The sequence below is a fragment of the Thalassotalea euphylliae genome, assembly GCF_003390335.1.
Taxonomy (GTDB): Bacteria; Pseudomonadota; Gammaproteobacteria; order Enterobacterales; family Alteromonadaceae; genus Thalassotalea_F; species Thalassotalea_F euphylliae_B.
Genome location: NZ_QUOU01000001.1, coordinates 2204527 through 2223100, shown reverse-complemented (window position 1 = coordinate 2223100; position 18574 = coordinate 2204527). Strand labels below are relative to the sequence as shown.

Genomic DNA, 18574 nt, shown 5'->3' with positions numbered 1-18574 from the left:
CTAACGTAAGTCGCCTGTTTTAATCGCGAATCAAAATTACAGTAAAAAACCGAGTTATCAGCATTAAGTTAACGACTCGGTTTTTTTATTCGCTTTAGTCACTCACGCTAGTGATTTAATTTTTAATCTTCGAGATTAAGCCATCGCTCGCATCTTCGATTAAATCTACGACAAACTTAAAGCCACCAGCGCCGCCGTAGTATGGATCAGGCACTTCGCGCTCTTCAAAGTTATTAGCAAACTCCAGAAAAAGCTTTATTTTGTAATGAAACTCTTGGGGTGAGACGCTTAATAAATCCCGCAGATTTTGCTCATCCATTGCCAGTATCAAATCAAATTTTTCAAAATCTTTGCCATTCACTTTGCGCGAGCGAATACCTTCAAAAGAATAGCCCCGCTCAATACCCGCTTTTTGAGAGCGGTGATCGGGTTTTTCTCGACTGTGAGCACCTATAGTGCCTGCTGAATCTATAGTGATGCTCAGTCCGGCTTGACGTGACTTTTCACGAAAAACAGCTTCAGCCGTTGGCGAACGACAAATGTTGCCCATGCAAACAAAAAGTATCGAGTCAATTGATGGCAAAAATAAATTCATAGGATTAATCCATTAAAAAACCTTGTCCACTCTTAGTTATCCACGAAAGCAAAATCTTTTTCAACCGTGAAAAACACTGTAAACGAATGATGATTGATAACTAGGTTAACTAAAGTGCGCGACTTCGTCTATTTGAAAAATAAGTAGATGATAAAATGCACCAAATGTTTCGTTTGTTTGTTATATTGTTCAAAACTCAATCAAAATTATGTGTTTAGCCTAAACGCATGATGTATTGAGTGTCGCTGAAAACAATAAAACCTCAATGATGGAATATAAAGTGTCGGTAGCATATGAAGACATAAAGCGCTTTTGTGATGAAGTCACGAAAACCAAACAAGGGAATGTGATCGAAGCCCTATTTGATCAGTTTGATGCTCCTCAGCAGCAATTGCTTGGGCTCTTCAATCAGTGGCGCGACGAACATCAACACCAAAAAGCCCAATTACCTACCCTCAATGATCACATACTGCAGCAAATAAATGCTGATATGCAAAAATCTGTTGAACGCGCGGTGAGTGAGCTCCAGCAACAAATTACACATGCCGCTCAGGTAGAACAGTACTTGGCAAAACAGTTGGATGATACCGAACAGCTGTTAGTGGAAGCGCGGCAAAACAATGCCCAGTTGACTGAAAGCATCGCAACATTAAAAAAAGCGCAAACTGAGGGTTTTGAGCAGTTAGCCAATGAACACCAAACACTATTGGCACAAAAACAAGGCGAGCATGCTGAGCTCATCGAGCAGCTAAAAAGCGATCATCAGCAAGCCGTGGCGAGCCTTAGCAATGAGCGCGATGAACACCTAGCCAACTTAACGCAACACCATGCGAGTGAACATCAGCTTCGCCAAAAGCTCAATGACGTAACAGATGAATTTGAGCAGTTTAGAACACAGTCGCAACATGCTAAACAATCTGAGCTGTCTGCATTAGAGCAACAATTAACAGAGAACTACAAAGCAAATGAGCAGCAATTAACAGAGCACTACAAAGCAAATGAGCAGCAAATAAGCCAGTCGCGTAATGAAGCACTAGCAAGGTTAGCCCAGTATAAAGAAAACGCAGCGCAAGAAAAAAGTACCTTAATCGAAAAGCATCAACAGGCATTATCGCGAGCAACAGACTCGTTAAGTCATACCATAGCTGATTTAGAAAAACGTTTATCAACCACTGAGGTTGATTACAATGACACTATCAATTCACTTAACCTTGCACACGAACAAGCATTGACTCACGAACAAAGTGCCATAGCAGAGCAATATCAAGCAAAGATTGCAACGTTAGAATCAATCACTAATGAGCAACAACAGCAAATTGATGAAATCAATCAACAGCATGCAAAAACAATAACCGCTTTAAAGAGCGAACACCAACAAGCATTAGCTGACACTCATGATCGTCAAGCGTATTTACTTTGCGAGGCGACGAAAGGATCGGATGATGTTATCCAAGAGCTCAATCAAGAATTAGCCGAACGTCAACACGCTATAGATGAATTAAAAATTCAATTAGAAAAAGCTGAACAACAAAGCCAACTGCTGACACAAGAGATAAACCAGCATACGAATCATACGTTATCGCTCAATGAGCAAATCGATGCAAAAGATGATGTTATCGAGCAGTTAAAAACGTCGGTATCAGCAGCCGCTACTAAGATTAATCAATTAACACAGGAGCTTGAAACGAGCACACAAGCTTATCAAGCAGACAAGACTTCATTTACTCAGCAACAGCAATCTTTCGCTCAAGCAAAAGCACGTATTGGAGGGGCTGAAGCGCAAGTTGAACAGCTCAAACAAGAAAACGCTAAGCTTGCCAGTCAAATTGAATTTGTTAAAAGCAATAACATTGCCACAGTGGCAAGGCTTACCACTAAGTCTGAGCAAGCGCAGCTTAAAGTACACGCATTAGAAAACCAGCTTGAGCAAGAGCAAGCCAACAGCAAGGAAGCGAAAGAAGAGCGCGTGATACTTAGAGAAAAAATTAAATTAATGGAATACAATCAAACCAACACGTTTGAGCGACTGACCAACAGCGCAGAGAAAGCCAACCATCGCGTTAAAGAGCTTGAAGCTGAGTTGGAAAAATATAAAAGTTAACAATAACGATCTAATGTATCAGGCCGACCAAAGGACGCTTGAGTTTTACTAGCTCAGGCCTGATCTAACGATGACCTATTTCAATAAATTAAACTACTTTTCAGCGCCCGACATAACCAATTCATTAAAGTGGTAGTCGCTACGCGTTAGTCCGGGTGTGTTTCTGCCAACTCGACGGGTTTTGTCCCAACCAACGCCGAAACGCTGCTGAAAACTTAGCAGGATTAGCATAACCAACCGCCATCGCGGTGTCAGTTACAGAACAACCTTTACGCAGCAATAACTGTGCGCGTGCCATCCGCTGCTTGGTCAAATACATAAAAGGTGTGTAACCCGTGCGCTGCTTAAACAACCGGGTAAAGCGACGCGGGCTCAAATTCACTACATTGGCTAAGTCGGTTACCGTTAAATCTTGATCTAAGCGCTGCTCTATCTCCGCTAATGCGTCGTTGAGCTGTTGATTTCGTCCTTGCTTATCGTCTTGTCGTGACTGCGCCGATATTCGTTTTTTTAAGCGATTGAGGATAAGTGATAAGCCATGCTCAAAAAATGCCGAGCCAGCACCATGAGCTTCTGCATCACGTAAAATTGCTACCATCACCGCCGAAATTAGCTCGTCTTCAAACAAGTCATTACTCAATAGCTCAAAGCCATCAAGTGAAAACGGCTCGCTGTGACAAAAAGGAATGTCACTGGGGTTAAAGGCGATAGTCAAGGTTTCCAGCTCAGGTGTAAAGCCAGCAACGGCTGGCGTTGGCATCGAAACCCCCAATTTACCAGGCTGCCAAAAATCATCTAAAAAAACGCCCGGCCCTTCTCTGCGAGCACGGCCGCCACCGCCGGTACACAATGCAATGACTGCATAGGGAAATGCTCGCCCCTCACCACTAAAAGCCGGATAGCGAGTATGGGCAACCACCACAGAGCCAGAGGCGGTTGAAGTCAGTACTTTCGCCTCAGCACCTAATGTCGGTACTTGCCGATAGAGATTGTCGCGACTTATTGACCAGTTATTTTTGTTATTGCCTGACATATTGGAGTAATTAATGACGTTTTTGGAGTGGTAGCATATGCCGAGTAGATTAAAATAAATGAGAATTATTTTCAATTAATAACATGTAACACCGCAACACCATATGTAGAGTGCAAAATACCAACCAGTAAAACCGTGGCAATTGAACTATGCGCAAACCAAAATAAGTAGTACAAAGGTAATATCAGTGAACAAAACACTTCTAGCGATCAGCTCAATCGCACCACTCATCACTTTGCCCATTGGCAGTGCTAATGCTGCGCCGACAAGCGAAAACGAAACCCTCAAAGTACTGGAACGCATCATAGTAACTGGCGAAAAGAAACGCCAATCACTGCGACAAACCGCGTCAAGTATTTCAGTTCTAACCAATAGCGACCTTGACCAATTTGGTTTATTCGACTCAAGCACAGTGCTCGACAAAATCCCCAATATTGTCACCGTTGAACCCGGCAACGACGCTCCTGCCATTCGCGGTGTTGATGGTACAGGGCCAGCGTCTGGTGCCAATGCCTTTTTTGCGGGAACCCGACCACGGCTTAACTACCAAATTGATGGCCGTACCTTAGGCTTTAACGAAGCACTGTTTCAAAGTGCCAGTTTATGGGATGTCAGCCAGGTCGAAGTCTATCGCGGGCCACAAAGTACCTTACAAGGCCGCAATTCCATTGCTGGTGCAATTGTTATCCATACTGAAATCCCAAGCTTTGACTGGCAAGGTAAGGCGCGATTGATGTTCGGCCAACACGACTACAAAGTTGGCTCTCTGGCACTATCAGGGCCATTGATTGACAATGTGCTAGCCTTTCGATTGGCAGGCGATTATCAACGCCGAGACAGCATTGTTGATTTTACCCCTTACCCCGAAGAGTCAAACCCCTCAGAGTACAAAAATGAAACTGTAAACGAGAAATTCCTGTTTACCCCCAATGATGATATCGAGTCCTTGTTAACCATCGGCTTTAGCGATGGCAAAGCGCCTCAATCAGAGCGCGTGGTGCGACCTTTTCAACAACAGCAGGCACAATTTGCTACGCAACCCACCTTTCGCTCAAAAAACAATATTGTCATTTGGGATACTAGCTGGTTAGTCTCAGATCTTGTCACACTTGAGCTGGATATTTCACGCACCGACTTTACCACCACACGGCGCGCATTGCAGGGGCTAGGCAACTTGACCATTGACGGTAAAGAAACCGTGTTCCAGCCTTTTGTTCGACTGCAATCGGACGACGAGCAGTGGTCTGGTTTTATCGCTGCTTATATTTTTGACAGCGAACAAGACGAGTATATCGACTTGTTTGGCGGTGGTACTTTCGACGATGAAACAGAAAATCGCGCGCTTTATGGCGAGTTAAATTGGCAAATTAACGAGCAAGTAAACCTGAGCTTAGGTGGTCGTTATGAGCGTGAGGAACGCTATCGCAAAGGCGGAGCGGGTCCACTGCGTATTGACTTTAGCGACACCTACCACGAGTTCTTACCCAAAGCTACAATCGCGTGGCACGTTGACGACAACTGGACGGTGGGGGTGACGGCTGGTAAGGGATACAATGGTGGTGGCGCAGGGATCACCTTTAGCCCCCCGTTTGTGACTTACACGTACCAGCCTGAGTTTGTCACTAACCTTGAAGGGTTTGCCCGCGCCGATTTACTGGCTAACCGCTTGAGTCTTACCGCAAATGTTTTTTACAACAGATACAAAGATATGCAGTTGCCCTTTTCGCTCGGTGCCGACGCGACAGTAATCCGCAATGCCGAACGAGCCAGCAGCTATGGCTTGGAAACCAGCGCAACTTATTACTTGTCAAAGCAAAGTCAGATCTTTGCGAATTTTGGGCTGATAGAAACGGAAGTGGATCGCTACAGCGACCCCACGGTTGAAGGTAAAGATCTCGCCCGTGCACCAGCATTTTCTGCCGATATTGGCATGATTATCGAGCCGATTGACAAACTCAGCGTCAGCGCCAATATCAGGTACACAGACGCCTATTATTCAGATGCGACCAATACCCCAAGAGGCAAAGTTGGCCCCTATACCGTCGCCAACATGCAAGTCAGCTATCAGTTCAACCACAGTCGCGTGTTTGTCAAAGCCGACAATATTTTTGACGCCGACGACGAGGTATCCATTATCACACCGTCCGCAGCACGAGCAGACTCTGCTAAGAGCGCGCAGTCTTAGCGCGGGGATTGAGTTCCATTTTTAAGCCTTAGTACCGACTAACCTTCACCAAAAACAAGCTGGCCGATACAAGCTGCTATCATGCTTGATAATGCTTTATTGTGCTGGCTTTTGTCCTTTAATTATTGCTAATAATACTATGACCCGTTATACCCAACTCAAGGATCTCGACCACAAACTCGATATTATTGACCACGTCAATCAAGATCACAGCGAACAACTTTTAGCCATCGCCCAGCACCAACACCCTGATCAACGGATCGCGTCAGCAAGGTTAAGTAATGTGGTTCACGAAGGCATTGAAATAATTGTCTACATTGAAGATAACCATTGCAGGGAATCAACAGAAACGATTTTTGTCGCCTTTGATATTGACGGCGATCTCGAAGAAAAGATTCTGTACCTAGCCTATGCAGCCGTAGTGCAACAAGGGCGTGACTTTAGCGGCACTGGCAAGCGCTTTTTTGAAGTGACAAACAAACAAAACATCACCACCAATATGGTTCGTCTAACGGTTAAAAGCAGCACTCCTCTGCCTGAACATTATCCCGGCTACGCCTGTGCGTTTGTGCTTAAAACCCTAAATAAAGTGCCAAAAAAAGCTGCGCTGTCAGTGCGTCAAAAACCTCGCTTGAAGCAGCTATTCGACCAATTTTTTATCTGGCTGGTCAAGCGTTTATCAAGCTCCAAGCGGCAACAATTACTAAGCCGCATCAATCACAATATTCGACTTTATACCCTGCGCAAAGTTTGGTCCTTGCCCCCTGAAAACCCCGTCCGCGAATACGGTTATATTGACATCTTTACTCACGATAATAGCCCCGGTAGTCAGTGGGTTAAAGAGCTGACCGTTGGTAACATTATTGTCAGTCGCTCAGAAACTGAAGATCAGCACCGTCACCTAAATTGCGGTCATGCATTGCTGATTGCGGATGAAACCGCTTACCCAGCCTTGGCAGGTATACTGGAATGCTGGCAAAATCCGATACCGCCACAAGTTATAGTGATCAGTACTGACCAAGCAGAACAACCTTATTTTAGTGATGAGCAACTGAGAGCGTGCAGCAAATATCACCGCCTTGTCTGTCCGCCAACAGAGCAAGGCCAGCGAGTTATTGGCCTAGTTCAACAGCTTACCAATATTGATGTTGTCTGGGGCGCACTCGAATCTAGCGCGGCTAAATCAGTACGGCACTATTTGCGTAATGAGCGCGGTATTACTGGCCGTAATAATCACACAAAAGGCTATTGGCACTTGTCAAAATCGAGCAAATAAGAATAATTATCACCCTCTGGCCGTACATATTAATAATCCGTAGAGCTCCTATGAACATCAAACCTCTTCCTTGGCTCATGTTGGCCAGTGTTTATATCACGCAGTATATTGGCATCGCTTTTATTATGTCGGCAGCCGTCGCGATATTGCGGCAACAAGGTGTCGCCCTCGACAAACTTGCGCTCCTGAATCTAGCGGCAATTCCATTGGCAGGTAAAGTGCTATACGCGCCACTAATCGACAATTATCGCTTGTTTTTTCACGGCCAGTATCGCAGCTGGTTACTGGCCGCTCAAGCGGGCATGACCTGTTTGTTGTTGCTGGCCAGCTTGCTCGACATCAACCAAGCCTTTAGCGCAATCTTCATCATTCTGATCGCTTACGTACTGTGTATTGATATTCAGGATGTGTCGATAGATGGCTTGGCTTGTAAGCTCTTTGATAGCCAGTCGCATAAGTTTGCCAATAGTGTCCAAATTTCTGGTAATTTACTCGGCAATATCATTGGCGGTGGCATTATTTTAATGCTCTATCCTTGGCTGGGTTGGCAAGGATCTTTGCTATTGCTCGCAGGCTTAACTAGTATTGCCTTACTGCAAGTACTGCGGTATGTAGAACCGCACTTACCACATCAGCAACAGGCCAATGAACAAGCAAGTCCGTTATGGCGAGATTTATGGGGATTTGTCAAACAGCAACAGCGTTGGTTTGCTGTGCTTGCAATTTTTCCGCTCGGCTTTACCAGCGGTTTTGCCATCCTTAATCCACTATTAGTGGACTCTCATTGGACACTCGTAGATATTGGTTTTGCCACTAAAGTATACGGATCGGCAGTTGGTTTTCTCTCAGCCTTACTGGCAACACTGCTAATCGCTCGCCTTGGCAGAGTAAAGACCTTAATTACCCTGAGTCTGTCCCAAGCCGCTGGCTTATGCCTAATGTTGCCACTCACCCTTGGTGACACTGAAAAACTCAGCGTCTATTTGGCGATAAGTGCTTATTTTATTAGCTTTCCTGCGATTTTGGTAACGCTCGCAACGATTGCTATGGATAAAGCAGCAGACACTGTGCGCAAAGCGACTTTTTTCACTTTGCAATTTAGCTTTGTCTCCTTGATGGGGTTTATTTATTCAGCACTGACGATGGCACTCGCCAAATATCTGGGTTACTACAAGGTGATTGTGTTCGGGGTTTTGACCACCGCATTAATGTCACTGGTGGTTTATCTGGTACTATACAAAAATCAACGGACTCAGTCAGACGCTCGTGCTCATGACACATATTAGGGCGCGGTGTTCCAGTGGCCGATCACAAAGCGCGTAAATAAATACCTAACTCAGTTGAGTAGCCCATTGATTTACTCTCAACATTGTTATCTTCGTTTAATACGTAATAGCTTGGGTAGCCGCTTACCATAAGTTCTTGTTTGATACGCTCGTTGCCGTACACAACGGGGAACGTTAATTGATGTTGCTTAGTAAAGCGCAAGACTTCATCTTGTTCGGTAAAATCGAGTGCTACGGCAATAACATCGATGTCGCTATTCTTTTCATAGATTGATTGCAAGTTGCCTATACTCATGTGGCAAATTTGGCACCAAGGCGCAAAAAAATACAGCACCAGCGGCTTCTCATTTGCTTTGATGGCCACTTCGTCGCCATCTAAAGACGTGAGTACGATATCTTGCGATACTTGCGTATCACTGGCGAGCATATTCGTTTCACGTACCCAAGAAACAAATTGAAAAATTAACACAAAAACGACAGCTTGAATGAGAAGGTTCTTTAGCAAAATACAAAATTCCGAATAACTTTTTCATCAAGACCCGAGAAGACTTAAAACCATTGCAGGAAAATATATTTTATCAACGCTAAAATCAAAAAATCCGGCTACTGCCGGATTTCTTACATACTGCTAACATTATCATTAACTTATGTTAACTTGCTTAGCTTCTAATTACTCCAAGAGGCTATTTGCCAATGTGGGTAGCACCTTTCATATAAGGTTGTAGAACTTTTGGTATTTCAATTGAACCATCAGCTTGCTGGTAGTTCTCTAAAATCGCTACTAAAGTACGACCTACAGCTAAACCAGAGCCATTAAGCGTGTGAAGCAATTCTGGTTTGTTCGTTTCGCTGTTGCGGAAACGTGCTTGCATTCTGCGCGCTTGGAAGTCGCCCATATTTGAACACGAAGAAATTTCACGATACGTATTTTGCGCAGGCAACCATACTTCAATATCAAATGTCTTAGTCGCACTAAAACCAATATCACCCGTACATAGCACAACCGTTCTAAACGGAAGTTCTAACTTCTTCAAAATATTTTCTGCGTGAGCTGTTAGTTCTTCTAACGCATCAAATGAAGTTTCTGGTTTAACAAGTTGCACCATTTCAACTTTGTCGAATTGATGTTGGCGAATCAAACCGCGAATATCGCGCCCTGATGAACCAACCTCACTTCTAAAACATGGCGTATGTGCAGCCATTTTGATCGGTAAGTCTTTCTCATCAACAATTTCATCACGCACTAAATTCGTTAGTGGCACTTCTGCCGTAGGAATAAGTGAGAAAGTCTTTGATGACAACTCCGTATGAAACAAGTCTTCACTGAACTTAGGTAACTGGCCGGTACCATATAAAGAATCATGGTTGACTAAGTAAGGCACGTACATTTCCTGATAGCCATGCTCTTCAGTGTGAACATCTAGCATAAACTGTGCAAGTGCACGATTTAACTTAGCTATTTGACCGCGCATGACGACAAAACGTGTACCAGTGAGTTTAGCGCCGCTTTCAAAATCTAAACCTTTATCAAGCGCTGTCGCGATATCTACATGATCTTTAACTTCAAAATCATAAGTTTTGGGTTCACCCCATTTGCGAACCTCAACGTTGTCATCTTCGCTATCACCTGCTGGTACAGATTCATGTGTTAAGTTTGGTACTGCTGAAGCTATGTCGTTAATCGCTTTTAACACGTCTTTTTCTTCGTTTTTAGCCGCTTCAAGGTCATCACCTAACTGACTGACTTGTGCAAGTAGCGGTTGAATATCTTCGCCACGCGCTTTTGCCTGACCAATCGACTTTGAACGCGTATTGCGCTCACTTTGCAATTCTTGGGTTTTCACCTGAATCGCTTTACGTTGTTCTTCAAGCGCTGTTAATTTTTCTACATCAAGTGTAAAACCGCGTTTCGCGAGCGCTGCTGCTGTTTGTTCTAATTCAGTTCTTAAAAGTTTTGCGTCAAGCATTGTTAGTCACTTTACCGATGGGTTACTAAAAATATACCAAGTGCTGCTGCACCCACACAAAGCACAACATTAAGCAGTATATTGGTAACCGCTTTAATATACTCACCGTGCTGAATAAGCAGCACAGTATCTAATGAAAACGTTGAAAAGGTAGTAAATGCGCCGAGAAAACCAATACCTATTAGCGTTCGGGTAATGGCAACTTGCATCACTCCTTGTTCAATAAGCCCGTATAACAAGCCCATAATAAACGAGCCAGAAATATTAACGATCAATGTCGCAAAAGGGAATCCCTTTCCGAGCCAATTTAGTACGAATTGCGAAATAAAAAAACGCAAACTAGCACCACAGGCACCGCCTAGCGCCACTAATAAATAAACACTGAGACTATTTAAAGCGCTGCTCATCACTTTCCCTGTTCAATTGATCCAAATATTCGCGTTTTGCTTTGAGTTGCTTTTCCAAGCCACGCTCGCTTGGTTGATAAAATCGTGTGTGGCTAATTTCAGGCGGGAAATAGCACTCGCCCGCGGCAAAGGCATTTGGCTCATCGTGAGCATAACGGTATTCCTGACCGTGCCCTAACCCTTTGGTAATATTGCTGGTGGCGTTTTTCAAATGAATGGGAACATCCAAATCACTGGTTTGATTCGCCATCGCCATAGCTTGTTTAAAGGCGGTATATACCGCGTTGCTTTTCGGGGCAAGCGCCAGATAAACCGCCGCTTGTGCGATGGCTCTCTCACCTTCGGCTGGGCCAACACGTTGGAAGGTATCCCACGCATTAATGGCAATCGTTAGTGCTCTGGGATCTGCATTACCTACATCTTCACTGGCTATAGCCAACAAACGCCTAGCGACATATAAAGGGTCGCCACCAGCGGTTAATATTCTGGCGTACCAGTAAAGCGCAGCGTCAGGATCTGAGCCACGTACCGATTTGTGAAACGCACTAATTAAATCGTAAAAGGCATCGCCGCCTTTGTCGTATAGCGCAATTTTGCTACCAGCAACCTCTAATACTTGTTGCTCTGTAATCGCCGAGCCATCAAATGAGTGAGTAAGGCTATTCTCAATTAAATTCAGTAATCGGCGAGCATCACCACTGGCGACCGACAACAAACTGCTAACGGCATCAGGTTCGAACGCAATGGGCGCGTGATTATGCTGTAATCGCTCTTGGTTAAGGTGTTCAAGCGCGTTGTGGTAAACCTGAGTAAGATCTTCTGCGGTGAGTTTATTAAGCACATAAACTCTCGCTCGCGACAATAAAGCACGATTGAGTTCAAAAGCGGGATTTTCCGTCGTCGCACCGATAAACACTATGGTGCCATCTTCAATATGCGGTAAAAACGCATCTTGCTGACTTTTGTTGAAACGATGCACCTCGTCAACAAACAGCACAGTGCGTTGCTGACGATGGATTAACCTTTCTTTTGCCGCCTCAATCGCTTTGCGAATCTCTTTAATGCCGTCAGTTACCGCCGAAATACGCTCAATTTCAGCATTGGCATGGTTCGCCATAATCTCGGCAAGGGTCGTTTTTCCGGTGCCGGGTGGCCCCCAAAAAATAACCGAATGGCTATGGTGCTGCTCAATCGCTTGGCGCAGCGGCATGCCTTTTCCTAAAATATGCTGTTGCCCTACGTAGTCATCTAAGGTTTTGGGGCGAAGTCGCGCCGCGAGCGGCATAAACTCGGTGGGCTGTTCAAAACCTAAATCTAGCTCTAAGCCTCGATTTAAACCTTGATTAACACCAGATAGACCTTTACCGCTGGTCATCTAACAATACGCCCTCAGGAATGGTAAACGAGAACACTTCACTGGCGATCTCTTGGTTAACAACTGTGTTTGCTAACACAAATTCACTGTGCTGACCTGTTGCATCAACAATCGTAAAGCTTGATAACACATCGCTGTTAAAGCCAAGTAATAGCGCTTTAACTTGTGCATCTTCGCTTTTCGCGGTTACTTTAAACTGGTGATTCGTTAGTTGGTTAACCTCATACTGCTGCCAAAGCGATTCATCGTTACTGGTGAGTAAGAGAATTGGCGTGTTGTTGATGCTGTTAGCGAGTGAATAAGCCGTTACTTGCTCTATAAACGGGTCAAACAACCACAAGGTTTCACCGTCTGAAACCATAGTCGACGCTTCTGGTGATGTCGTCTGCCAGTTTACATAGTTGGGCGCAGCTAGCGTAAACTGCCCTTCGCCACTTTGCAGTAAGTTGTTATCTACATCATAAATATGTTGCGTAAAGCTCGCGGCCAAATTCTCTAATTTAGCAAGCTTTGCCAATAATGTGATTTGCGCTTGGTCGTCGCTGACGCTTTCTTTCCTTTGCGCTTGCTCAATAGCGACATTTGACGCATGAGCGTCTGCGGCACTTGCGTTACTGGTTAACAGACTCGTCAATAATGATAACAGGACTACTTTGGATGATATCTTCAAATTAATTTCTCTTTTTAGCGGATAACTAATCTTTTACCGGAGGTGGCGCCAATACTTCCCGTGCACCATTATGACCGGGCGATGACACAGCACCTTGCATTTCCATATCTTCGACAATGCGCGCCGCACGGTTATAGCCAATACGGAACTTACGTTGCACACTGGAAATAGACACTCGTCGCGTTTCACTGACAAATGCCAGTGCTTCGTCGTAAAGTGGGTCTAGCTCTGCCTCTTCCATGGCTTCTGCTTGCTCACCCGGTAGCAAGATTTCTTGCTCAGTATCACCTGATTTGATTTCATCTAAGTAATTTGGTTCACCGCGAGATTTCCAATCACTTACCACGGCATGCACTTCGTCGTCGTTAACAAAAGCCCCATGAACACGCACTGGCACAGCTTCACCTGGCGGTAGGTAGAACATGTCCCCCATCCCCAATAATTGCTCAGCTCCTTGCTGATCAAGAATAATGCGCGATTCAATACGCGATTGTACGCGCAGCGCCATACGGGTTGGAATATTTGCTTTGATCAGACCAGTAATAACGTCGGCTGATGGACGCTGCGTGGCCAAAATTAAGTGAATACCCGCAGCACGCGCTTTTTGCGCAATACGTGCGATCAACTCTTCTACTTTTTTACCGACAATCATCATCATGTCGGCAAATTCATCGACGACGATAACAATCGAAGGTAATTTTTCTAATGTTGGTGGTGTGTTACTAAAGGCATCTGTTGGTTGCCATAACGGATCAATTAAAGGCTCACCTTCGGCAATAGCTTTAGCCACTTTATCGTTATAGCCTTTAAGATTACGTACGCCGAGTTTAGACATCAGCTGATAACGGCGTTCCATTTCGCCAACACACCAGCGCAGCGCATTAGCCGCCTCTTTCATATCGGTTACCACTTCCGACAACAAGTGCGGAATACCATCGTACACTGAAAGTTCTACTTGTTTCGGGTCAATCATGATCATGCGCACATCTTCAGGTGAAGACTTATACAAGATACTGACAATCATGGTATTAACCGCTACCGACTTACCCGAGCCCGTTGTACCAGCGACCAACAAGTGCGGCATTTTGGCAAGGTCGGCCACAACCGGTTCACCGGAAATATCACTACCAATAGCCATCGCAAGGTTTGAGCTTGATTGTTCAAACGTGTCACAAGAGAGCACATCAGAGAAGTAAACGGTTTCGCGATGTTTGTTTGGCAATTCGATACCAATCACCGACTTACCTTCAATCACTTCAACCACGCGCACACTTTTTGCCGATAGTGAGCGGGCAATATCTTTAGAGAGATTGGTGATTTTGCTGACTTTAACACCTGGCGCTAAGTCAAGCTCAAAGCGGGTGATCACAGGGCCAGGAAATACATCAACAACATCTGCTTTGATACCAAATTCACTTAACTTAGCTTCCACTAAACGTGATACTTGCGTCAGTTGCTCTTGGTCAATTGGGTGTTTTTGTTTGTCAGAGCGATCAAGCAAGTCCAGTGATGGCAGTGAAACAAAGTCTGGCGCGGCTTCCGCCTCTGCCCTCGCCTGCTCAGTCAGCTGATCATTTATTTTGTCGTGCAGTGTTTGTGGCTCTGCGACTTGGATTTTTTCAACAGGCTCAAATGCTGCCGCAATCTCAGATTCACTGACATTCTCTTGCACATTCACCGTCAATGGACCAGTGATTAGCTCATCAATCTCGATAAATGGCTCGACGCGATCGTTGCCGATATCACCAATATGCGGCTCAACATTGTTCGAATCAAAACTATCGTTATCTATGGCAAATGGTGGTTCATCAAAGTGGTTATCATCACGGCGGTTTGATTCGGCAATGGCTAACTCGTCAGCAGCATCGAACTGTGATTGCTCAAAGGCGTGCTTCACTGGCTCTGGCGTCTCATCAAATGCCTTATCTTCTTTAGGGGTTTCACTAAATAGCGGGTCATTCGCGTCTACATCTGCATTGTCCTCTGTTGAACGCTTATGAGTCACCAAAGGCTGCTCTTTGGGTTCACTACTGAACTTTTCGCCAATTAACTTGGGTAAACCAGCGATAAACAAGGCTGCGGCGATAGCATAACGGCCGATGTTATCAATCACTTCTAACCAAGAAATACCAGTTAAAAACACAAAGCCCGTACAAGTTAGCAATAAAAACACTAAGGTTGAGCCAACAAAAGAAAAATAAGGAAGAAATGCACCACTGAGAACATCGCCTAAAATACCGCCGGCGGAAAAGTAGAAAATATCGTCAAAATTCATGCTGGCCAGCGATGTAACGCCAATATAAAACATAAAAAAGCCAACAAGCTTTAAGCCTAGCGTTAAATAATCCAACTGCATTAACCGATAAAACCGTTGGAACAATAACCAACCGACAATGGCAATAACAAAGGGCAAAGTATAAGCAATGACACCAAACAGATTGAGCAATAAATCAGACAAATAAGCGCCAACAGAGCCGCCTAAATTGCGTACAGGTGTTTGGTAACCGGTTTGCGACCAACCAGGATCGGCTGGGTCAAAGGTAAACAGCGCTAACATTAAATACATCGCAAGCACTGAGCAGATCAATAAACCTGCTTCGAGCAATCGTTGTGCGCCAGTTAATTTTTCACGAGAAGAAGACAAAGAATTACCACTTGGAAAATTATTGTTTTAGTTTATGTAAAATAACAAAATTTACGGCAAGAGAAAACGACAAATCACCGTTTAGCCTACCTTGGCGCGCCATTGGCGAACACTTACCGACCAACTGAGACAAGATTAACGGGAATGACATTGGCAGATTTCACTTCTTCCATCACCACATAAGTGCGACTTTCACTTACGGCTGGCAAACGCAGCAAGGTATCGCCAAGTAATTCACGATAAGCCGCCATGTCTTTTACACGGGTTTTTAACAAGAAATCAAAATCCCCCGACACTAAGTGACATTCTTGGATTACATCAACATCTTGTACCGCTTTGGAAAAGTCATCAAATACATCTGGGCTCGTCTTTTCTAACGTGATTTCGACAATTACCAACAGCGCTGCATCTAACAGCGCTGGTTCTAAAATGGCGCGATAGCCCGTGATATACCCGTCATTCTCAAGTCGTTTCACGCGCTCAAGGCAAGGTGTTGGGCTTAACCCGACTCTTTTAGACAATTCGACATTAGACAAGCGGCCATTTTTTTGAAGCTCTTCAAGGATATTGCGATCAATACGGTCAATTTTCTTATTCGTGGCATGGCGATTATTGGAGCGACTTAACGGCATTTTTTATTTTTCTCTATAATTTTTAGTTTTTACAGTTTTATTCTCTACAAAATAGCAAATAACGACAGGATGCTCTACATATTTACTACTATACTAGTCACCAATTTCAACCCATAGAGAAAACGAATATGATCATCGGTGTACCAAAGGAAATAAAAAATCACGAATATCGCGTAGGTATGGTGCCTGCTAGTGTCCGTGAACTAATTAACCATGGCCACAGCGTTTTTGTAGAAGCCAATGCAGGTATTGGCATCGGCTTTACAGATCAAGATTATATTGACGCTGGCGCTAGCATTGTAGCAACGGCAGAAGAAGTTTTTGCCAAGGCAGAAATGATCGTTAAAGTAAAAGAGCCACAAGCAGTTGAGCGTGCGATGTTACGCGAAGACCAGATTCTCTTTACTTACTTACACTTAGCACCTGATTTACCGCAAACTCAAGACTTAGTGAAGAGCAAAGCGGTATGTATTGCTTATGAAACGGTTACTGACGACAACGGCGGCTTACCTTTATTGGCTCCTATGTCTGAAGTTGCAGGTCGCATGTCAATTCAAGCCGGCGCCCAAGCACTTGAGAAATCAAATGCGGGTCGCGGTATGTTACTTGGCGGTGTACCTGGTGTAGAGCCAGCAAAAGTTGTGATTATTGGCGGTGGTATGGTGGGTGCTAACGCGGCGAAAATGGCTGTTGGCATGGGGGCTGACGTGGTAATTCTTGATCGCAATGTTAACGTATTGCGCAAACTTGATGATTTATTTGGCAACCAAGTTAAAGCGATTTACTCAACAGCAGATGCACTAGAAAAGCATGTCGTAGACGCAGATTTAGTGATTGGTGGCGTGTTAATTCCCGGCGCTGCTGCACCTAAGCTAGTCACCAAAGAGCACATCAAAAACATGAAGCCTGGCGCGGCGATTGTTGATGTGGCAATCGACCAAGGCGGCTGTATCGAAACGTCAACACCAACAACTCACGCTGAGCCAACTTATATTGTTGACGATGTAGTACATTACTGTGTTGCTAACATGCCGGGGGCTGTGCCACGCACATCAACCTTCGCGCTAAACAATGCAACGCTGCCTTACATCATTCAATTAGCGAACAAAGGCTACAAGCAAGCGCTTAACGACAACAAACACCTACTTAACGGTTTAAATGTGATTAACGGTCAAGTGACGGTGAAAGAAGTTGCAGAAAATTTAGGTTTTGATTTTATCGAGCCAGCAACTGCATTAGCCAACGCTTAATTTAAGTAGTCACTGGTTAAGCATTGTGCTGAAATGCTCAAAAAGCGCTCTTAATATAAGGAGCGCTTTTTTTTATTGACGAAAAGTTATTTCCCTCACTTGAATAACTTTATTAAAATCCCAATCAATAGAAACCATATTGTCGAAACGAATTTTTTGGAGATCCCATGAGCGAAGCAAGACACGTTCCTCTTCTTATTTTAGGCTCAGGCCCAGCAGGTTACACGGCAGCAGTATATGCAGCTCGCGCTAACTTAAACCCTGTGATGATCACAGGTATGCAACAAGGTGGTCAATTAACCACCACCACAGAAGTAGAAAACTGGCCAGGTGATGCAGATGATCTGACTGGCCCAGATTTAATGGTGCGCATGCAAAAGCACGCTGAAAAGTTTGATACTGAAATTATTTTTGATCACATCGAAGAAGTTGACCTTGAAACGCGCCCATTCCGCTTAAAAGGCAGCAGCGAGTACACATGTGATGCGTTAATTATTTGTACTGGCGCATCCGCACAATACTTAGGTTTGCCTTCAGAAGAAGCCTTCATGGGTAAAGGTGTTTCCGCTTGTGCAACTTGTGACGGTTTCTTCTACCGCAACCAAAAAGTGTGTGTTGTTGGTGGTGGTAACACCGCTGTTGAAGAAGCGTTGTACTTATCAAACATTGCATCAGAAGTTCACTTAATTCATCGTCGTGACACTTTCCGCTCAGAAAAAATCTTAACACAGCGTTTAATGGATAAAGTAGAAAACGGTAATATCGTTTTACACTTAGACCGCACATTAGACGAAGTTCTAGGTGACAATATGGGGGTTACCAGTGTTCGTATTAAAGATACAAACTCTGATGCCACTGAAGAGCTTGAAGTTCAAGGTGCGTTTATTGCCATTGGTCACAAGCCGAACACTGACATTTTCAAAGGTCAATTAGACATGAAAGATGGTTACCTAACCATCAACAGCGGTACAAACGGTAATGCAACGCAAACCAGTGTTGAAGGCGTATTTGCAGCAGGCGATGTTGCTGATCACATTTACCGTCAAGCGATTACCTCTGCTGGTGCTGGCTGTATGGCGGCATTAGATGCAGAGCGTTACTTAGATGCTAAGAGCTAGATGCAAAAGGCTAAACCTAAATTAGCCCTACCCTA

Annotated in this window: 15 protein-coding genes; 6 read left to right on the top strand and 9 right to left on the bottom strand. The window is 44.4% G+C overall.

The window, feature by feature from the left end; all coding sequences use genetic code 11:
* Nucleotides 1-115 precede the first annotated feature (115 nt).
* The gene (locus DXX93_RS09795) at nt 116-595 is read right to left on the bottom strand and encodes a low molecular weight protein-tyrosine-phosphatase (protein ID WP_258872642.1); all 480 of its coding nucleotides are present in this window, start codon (nt 593-595) and stop codon (nt 116-118) included.
* Nucleotides 596-875: 280 nt separating this feature from the next.
* On the opposite strand from DXX93_RS09795, the gene DXX93_RS09790 reads away from it, so the two are divergent.
* Nucleotides 876-2696 carry a hypothetical protein gene (locus DXX93_RS09790; RefSeq protein ID WP_147302670.1) on the top strand — a complete coding sequence of 607 codons (1821 nt, stop codon included), beginning with the start codon at nt 876-878 and terminating at the stop codon, nt 2694-2696.
* Between the two features lie 139 nt (nt 2697-2835).
* On the opposite strand, the gene DXX93_RS09785 is transcribed toward DXX93_RS09790, so the two are convergent.
* Nucleotides 2836-3729, bottom strand: a complete 894-nt coding sequence (locus tag DXX93_RS09785; protein ID WP_116007939.1) for a helix-turn-helix domain-containing protein — start codon at nt 3727-3729, stop codon at nt 2836-2838.
* Nucleotides 3730-3916: 187 nt separating this feature from the next.
* Here DXX93_RS09785 and DXX93_RS09780 point away from each other — a divergent pair, with 187 nt between their 5' ends.
* The 3 genes from DXX93_RS09780 to DXX93_RS09770 all read left to right on the top strand — a co-directional run bounded on the left by DXX93_RS09780 (nt 3917) and on the right by DXX93_RS09770 (nt 8476).
* On the top strand, nt 3917-5914 hold the full coding sequence (locus DXX93_RS09780; protein ID WP_181902189.1) for a TonB-dependent receptor: 1998 nt from the start codon (nt 3917-3919) through the stop codon (nt 5912-5914).
* A 139-nt stretch (nt 5915-6053) separates the two neighbouring features.
* On the top strand, nt 6054-7190 hold the full coding sequence (locus DXX93_RS09775; RefSeq protein ID WP_116009902.1) for a siderophore-interacting protein: 1137 nt from the start codon (nt 6054-6056) through the stop codon (nt 7188-7190).
* 50 nt (nt 7191-7240) lie between these two features.
* Nucleotides 7241-8476, top strand: coding sequence for an MFS transporter (locus DXX93_RS09770; RefSeq protein ID WP_116007937.1), 1236 nt, complete (start codon nt 7241-7243; stop codon nt 8474-8476).
* 22 nt (nt 8477-8498) lie between these two features.
* Here the strand turns inward: DXX93_RS09770 and DXX93_RS09765 are convergent, their stop codons facing one another.
* The 7 genes from DXX93_RS09765 to lrp form a co-directional block, all read right to left on the bottom strand.
* Nucleotides 8499-8945 (bottom strand): TlpA family protein disulfide reductase, encoded by a 447-nt coding sequence (locus DXX93_RS09765; protein WP_258872641.1) that lies wholly within the window; start codon nt 8943-8945, stop codon nt 8499-8501.
* A gap of 214 nt (nt 8946-9159) precedes the next feature.
* Nucleotides 9160-10443 (bottom strand): serine--tRNA ligase, encoded by a 1284-nt coding sequence (gene serS, locus DXX93_RS09760; RefSeq protein ID WP_116007936.1) that lies wholly within the window; start codon nt 10441-10443, stop codon nt 9160-9162.
* 11 nt (nt 10444-10454) lie between these two features.
* Nucleotides 10455-10850, bottom strand: a complete 396-nt coding sequence (gene crcB / locus DXX93_RS09755; protein ID WP_116007935.1) for a fluoride efflux transporter CrcB — start codon at nt 10848-10850, stop codon at nt 10455-10457.
* Nucleotides 10831-12225: a replication-associated recombination protein A gene (locus tag DXX93_RS09750; RefSeq protein ID WP_116007934.1), complete on the bottom strand. Its 1395-nt coding sequence runs from the start codon at nt 12223-12225 to the stop codon at nt 10831-10833. Before DXX93_RS09750 ends, crcB begins: the two co-directional genes overlap by 20 nt.
* Nucleotides 12212-12895: an outer membrane lipoprotein chaperone LolA gene (gene lolA / locus DXX93_RS09745; RefSeq protein ID WP_181902188.1), complete on the bottom strand. Its 684-nt coding sequence runs from the start codon at nt 12893-12895 to the stop codon at nt 12212-12214. Before lolA ends, DXX93_RS09750 begins: the two co-directional genes overlap by 14 nt.
* A 25-nt stretch (nt 12896-12920) precedes the next feature.
* Complete coding sequence (locus DXX93_RS09740) at nt 12921-15461, bottom strand: DNA translocase FtsK (protein WP_116009900.1); 2541 nt, start codon at nt 15459-15461, stop codon at nt 12921-12923.
* A 191-nt stretch (nt 15462-15652) separates the two neighbouring features.
* The gene (lrp, locus tag DXX93_RS09735; protein WP_116007932.1) at nt 15653-16171 is read right to left on the bottom strand and encodes a leucine-responsive transcriptional regulator Lrp; all 519 of its coding nucleotides are present in this window, start codon (nt 16169-16171) and stop codon (nt 15653-15655) included.
* A 128-nt stretch (nt 16172-16299) separates the two neighbouring features.
* On the opposite strand from lrp, the gene ald reads away from it, so the two are divergent.
* Complete coding sequence (gene ald / locus DXX93_RS09730; RefSeq protein WP_116007931.1) at nt 16300-17421, top strand: alanine dehydrogenase; 1122 nt, start codon at nt 16300-16302, stop codon at nt 17419-17421.
* A gap of 167 nt (nt 17422-17588) precedes the next feature.
* Entirely contained in the window at nt 17589-18539 is a 951-nt protein-coding gene (gene trxB, locus DXX93_RS09725) for a thioredoxin-disulfide reductase (protein ID WP_116007930.1), read from the top strand.
* Nucleotides 18540-18574: the final 35 nt, after the last annotated feature.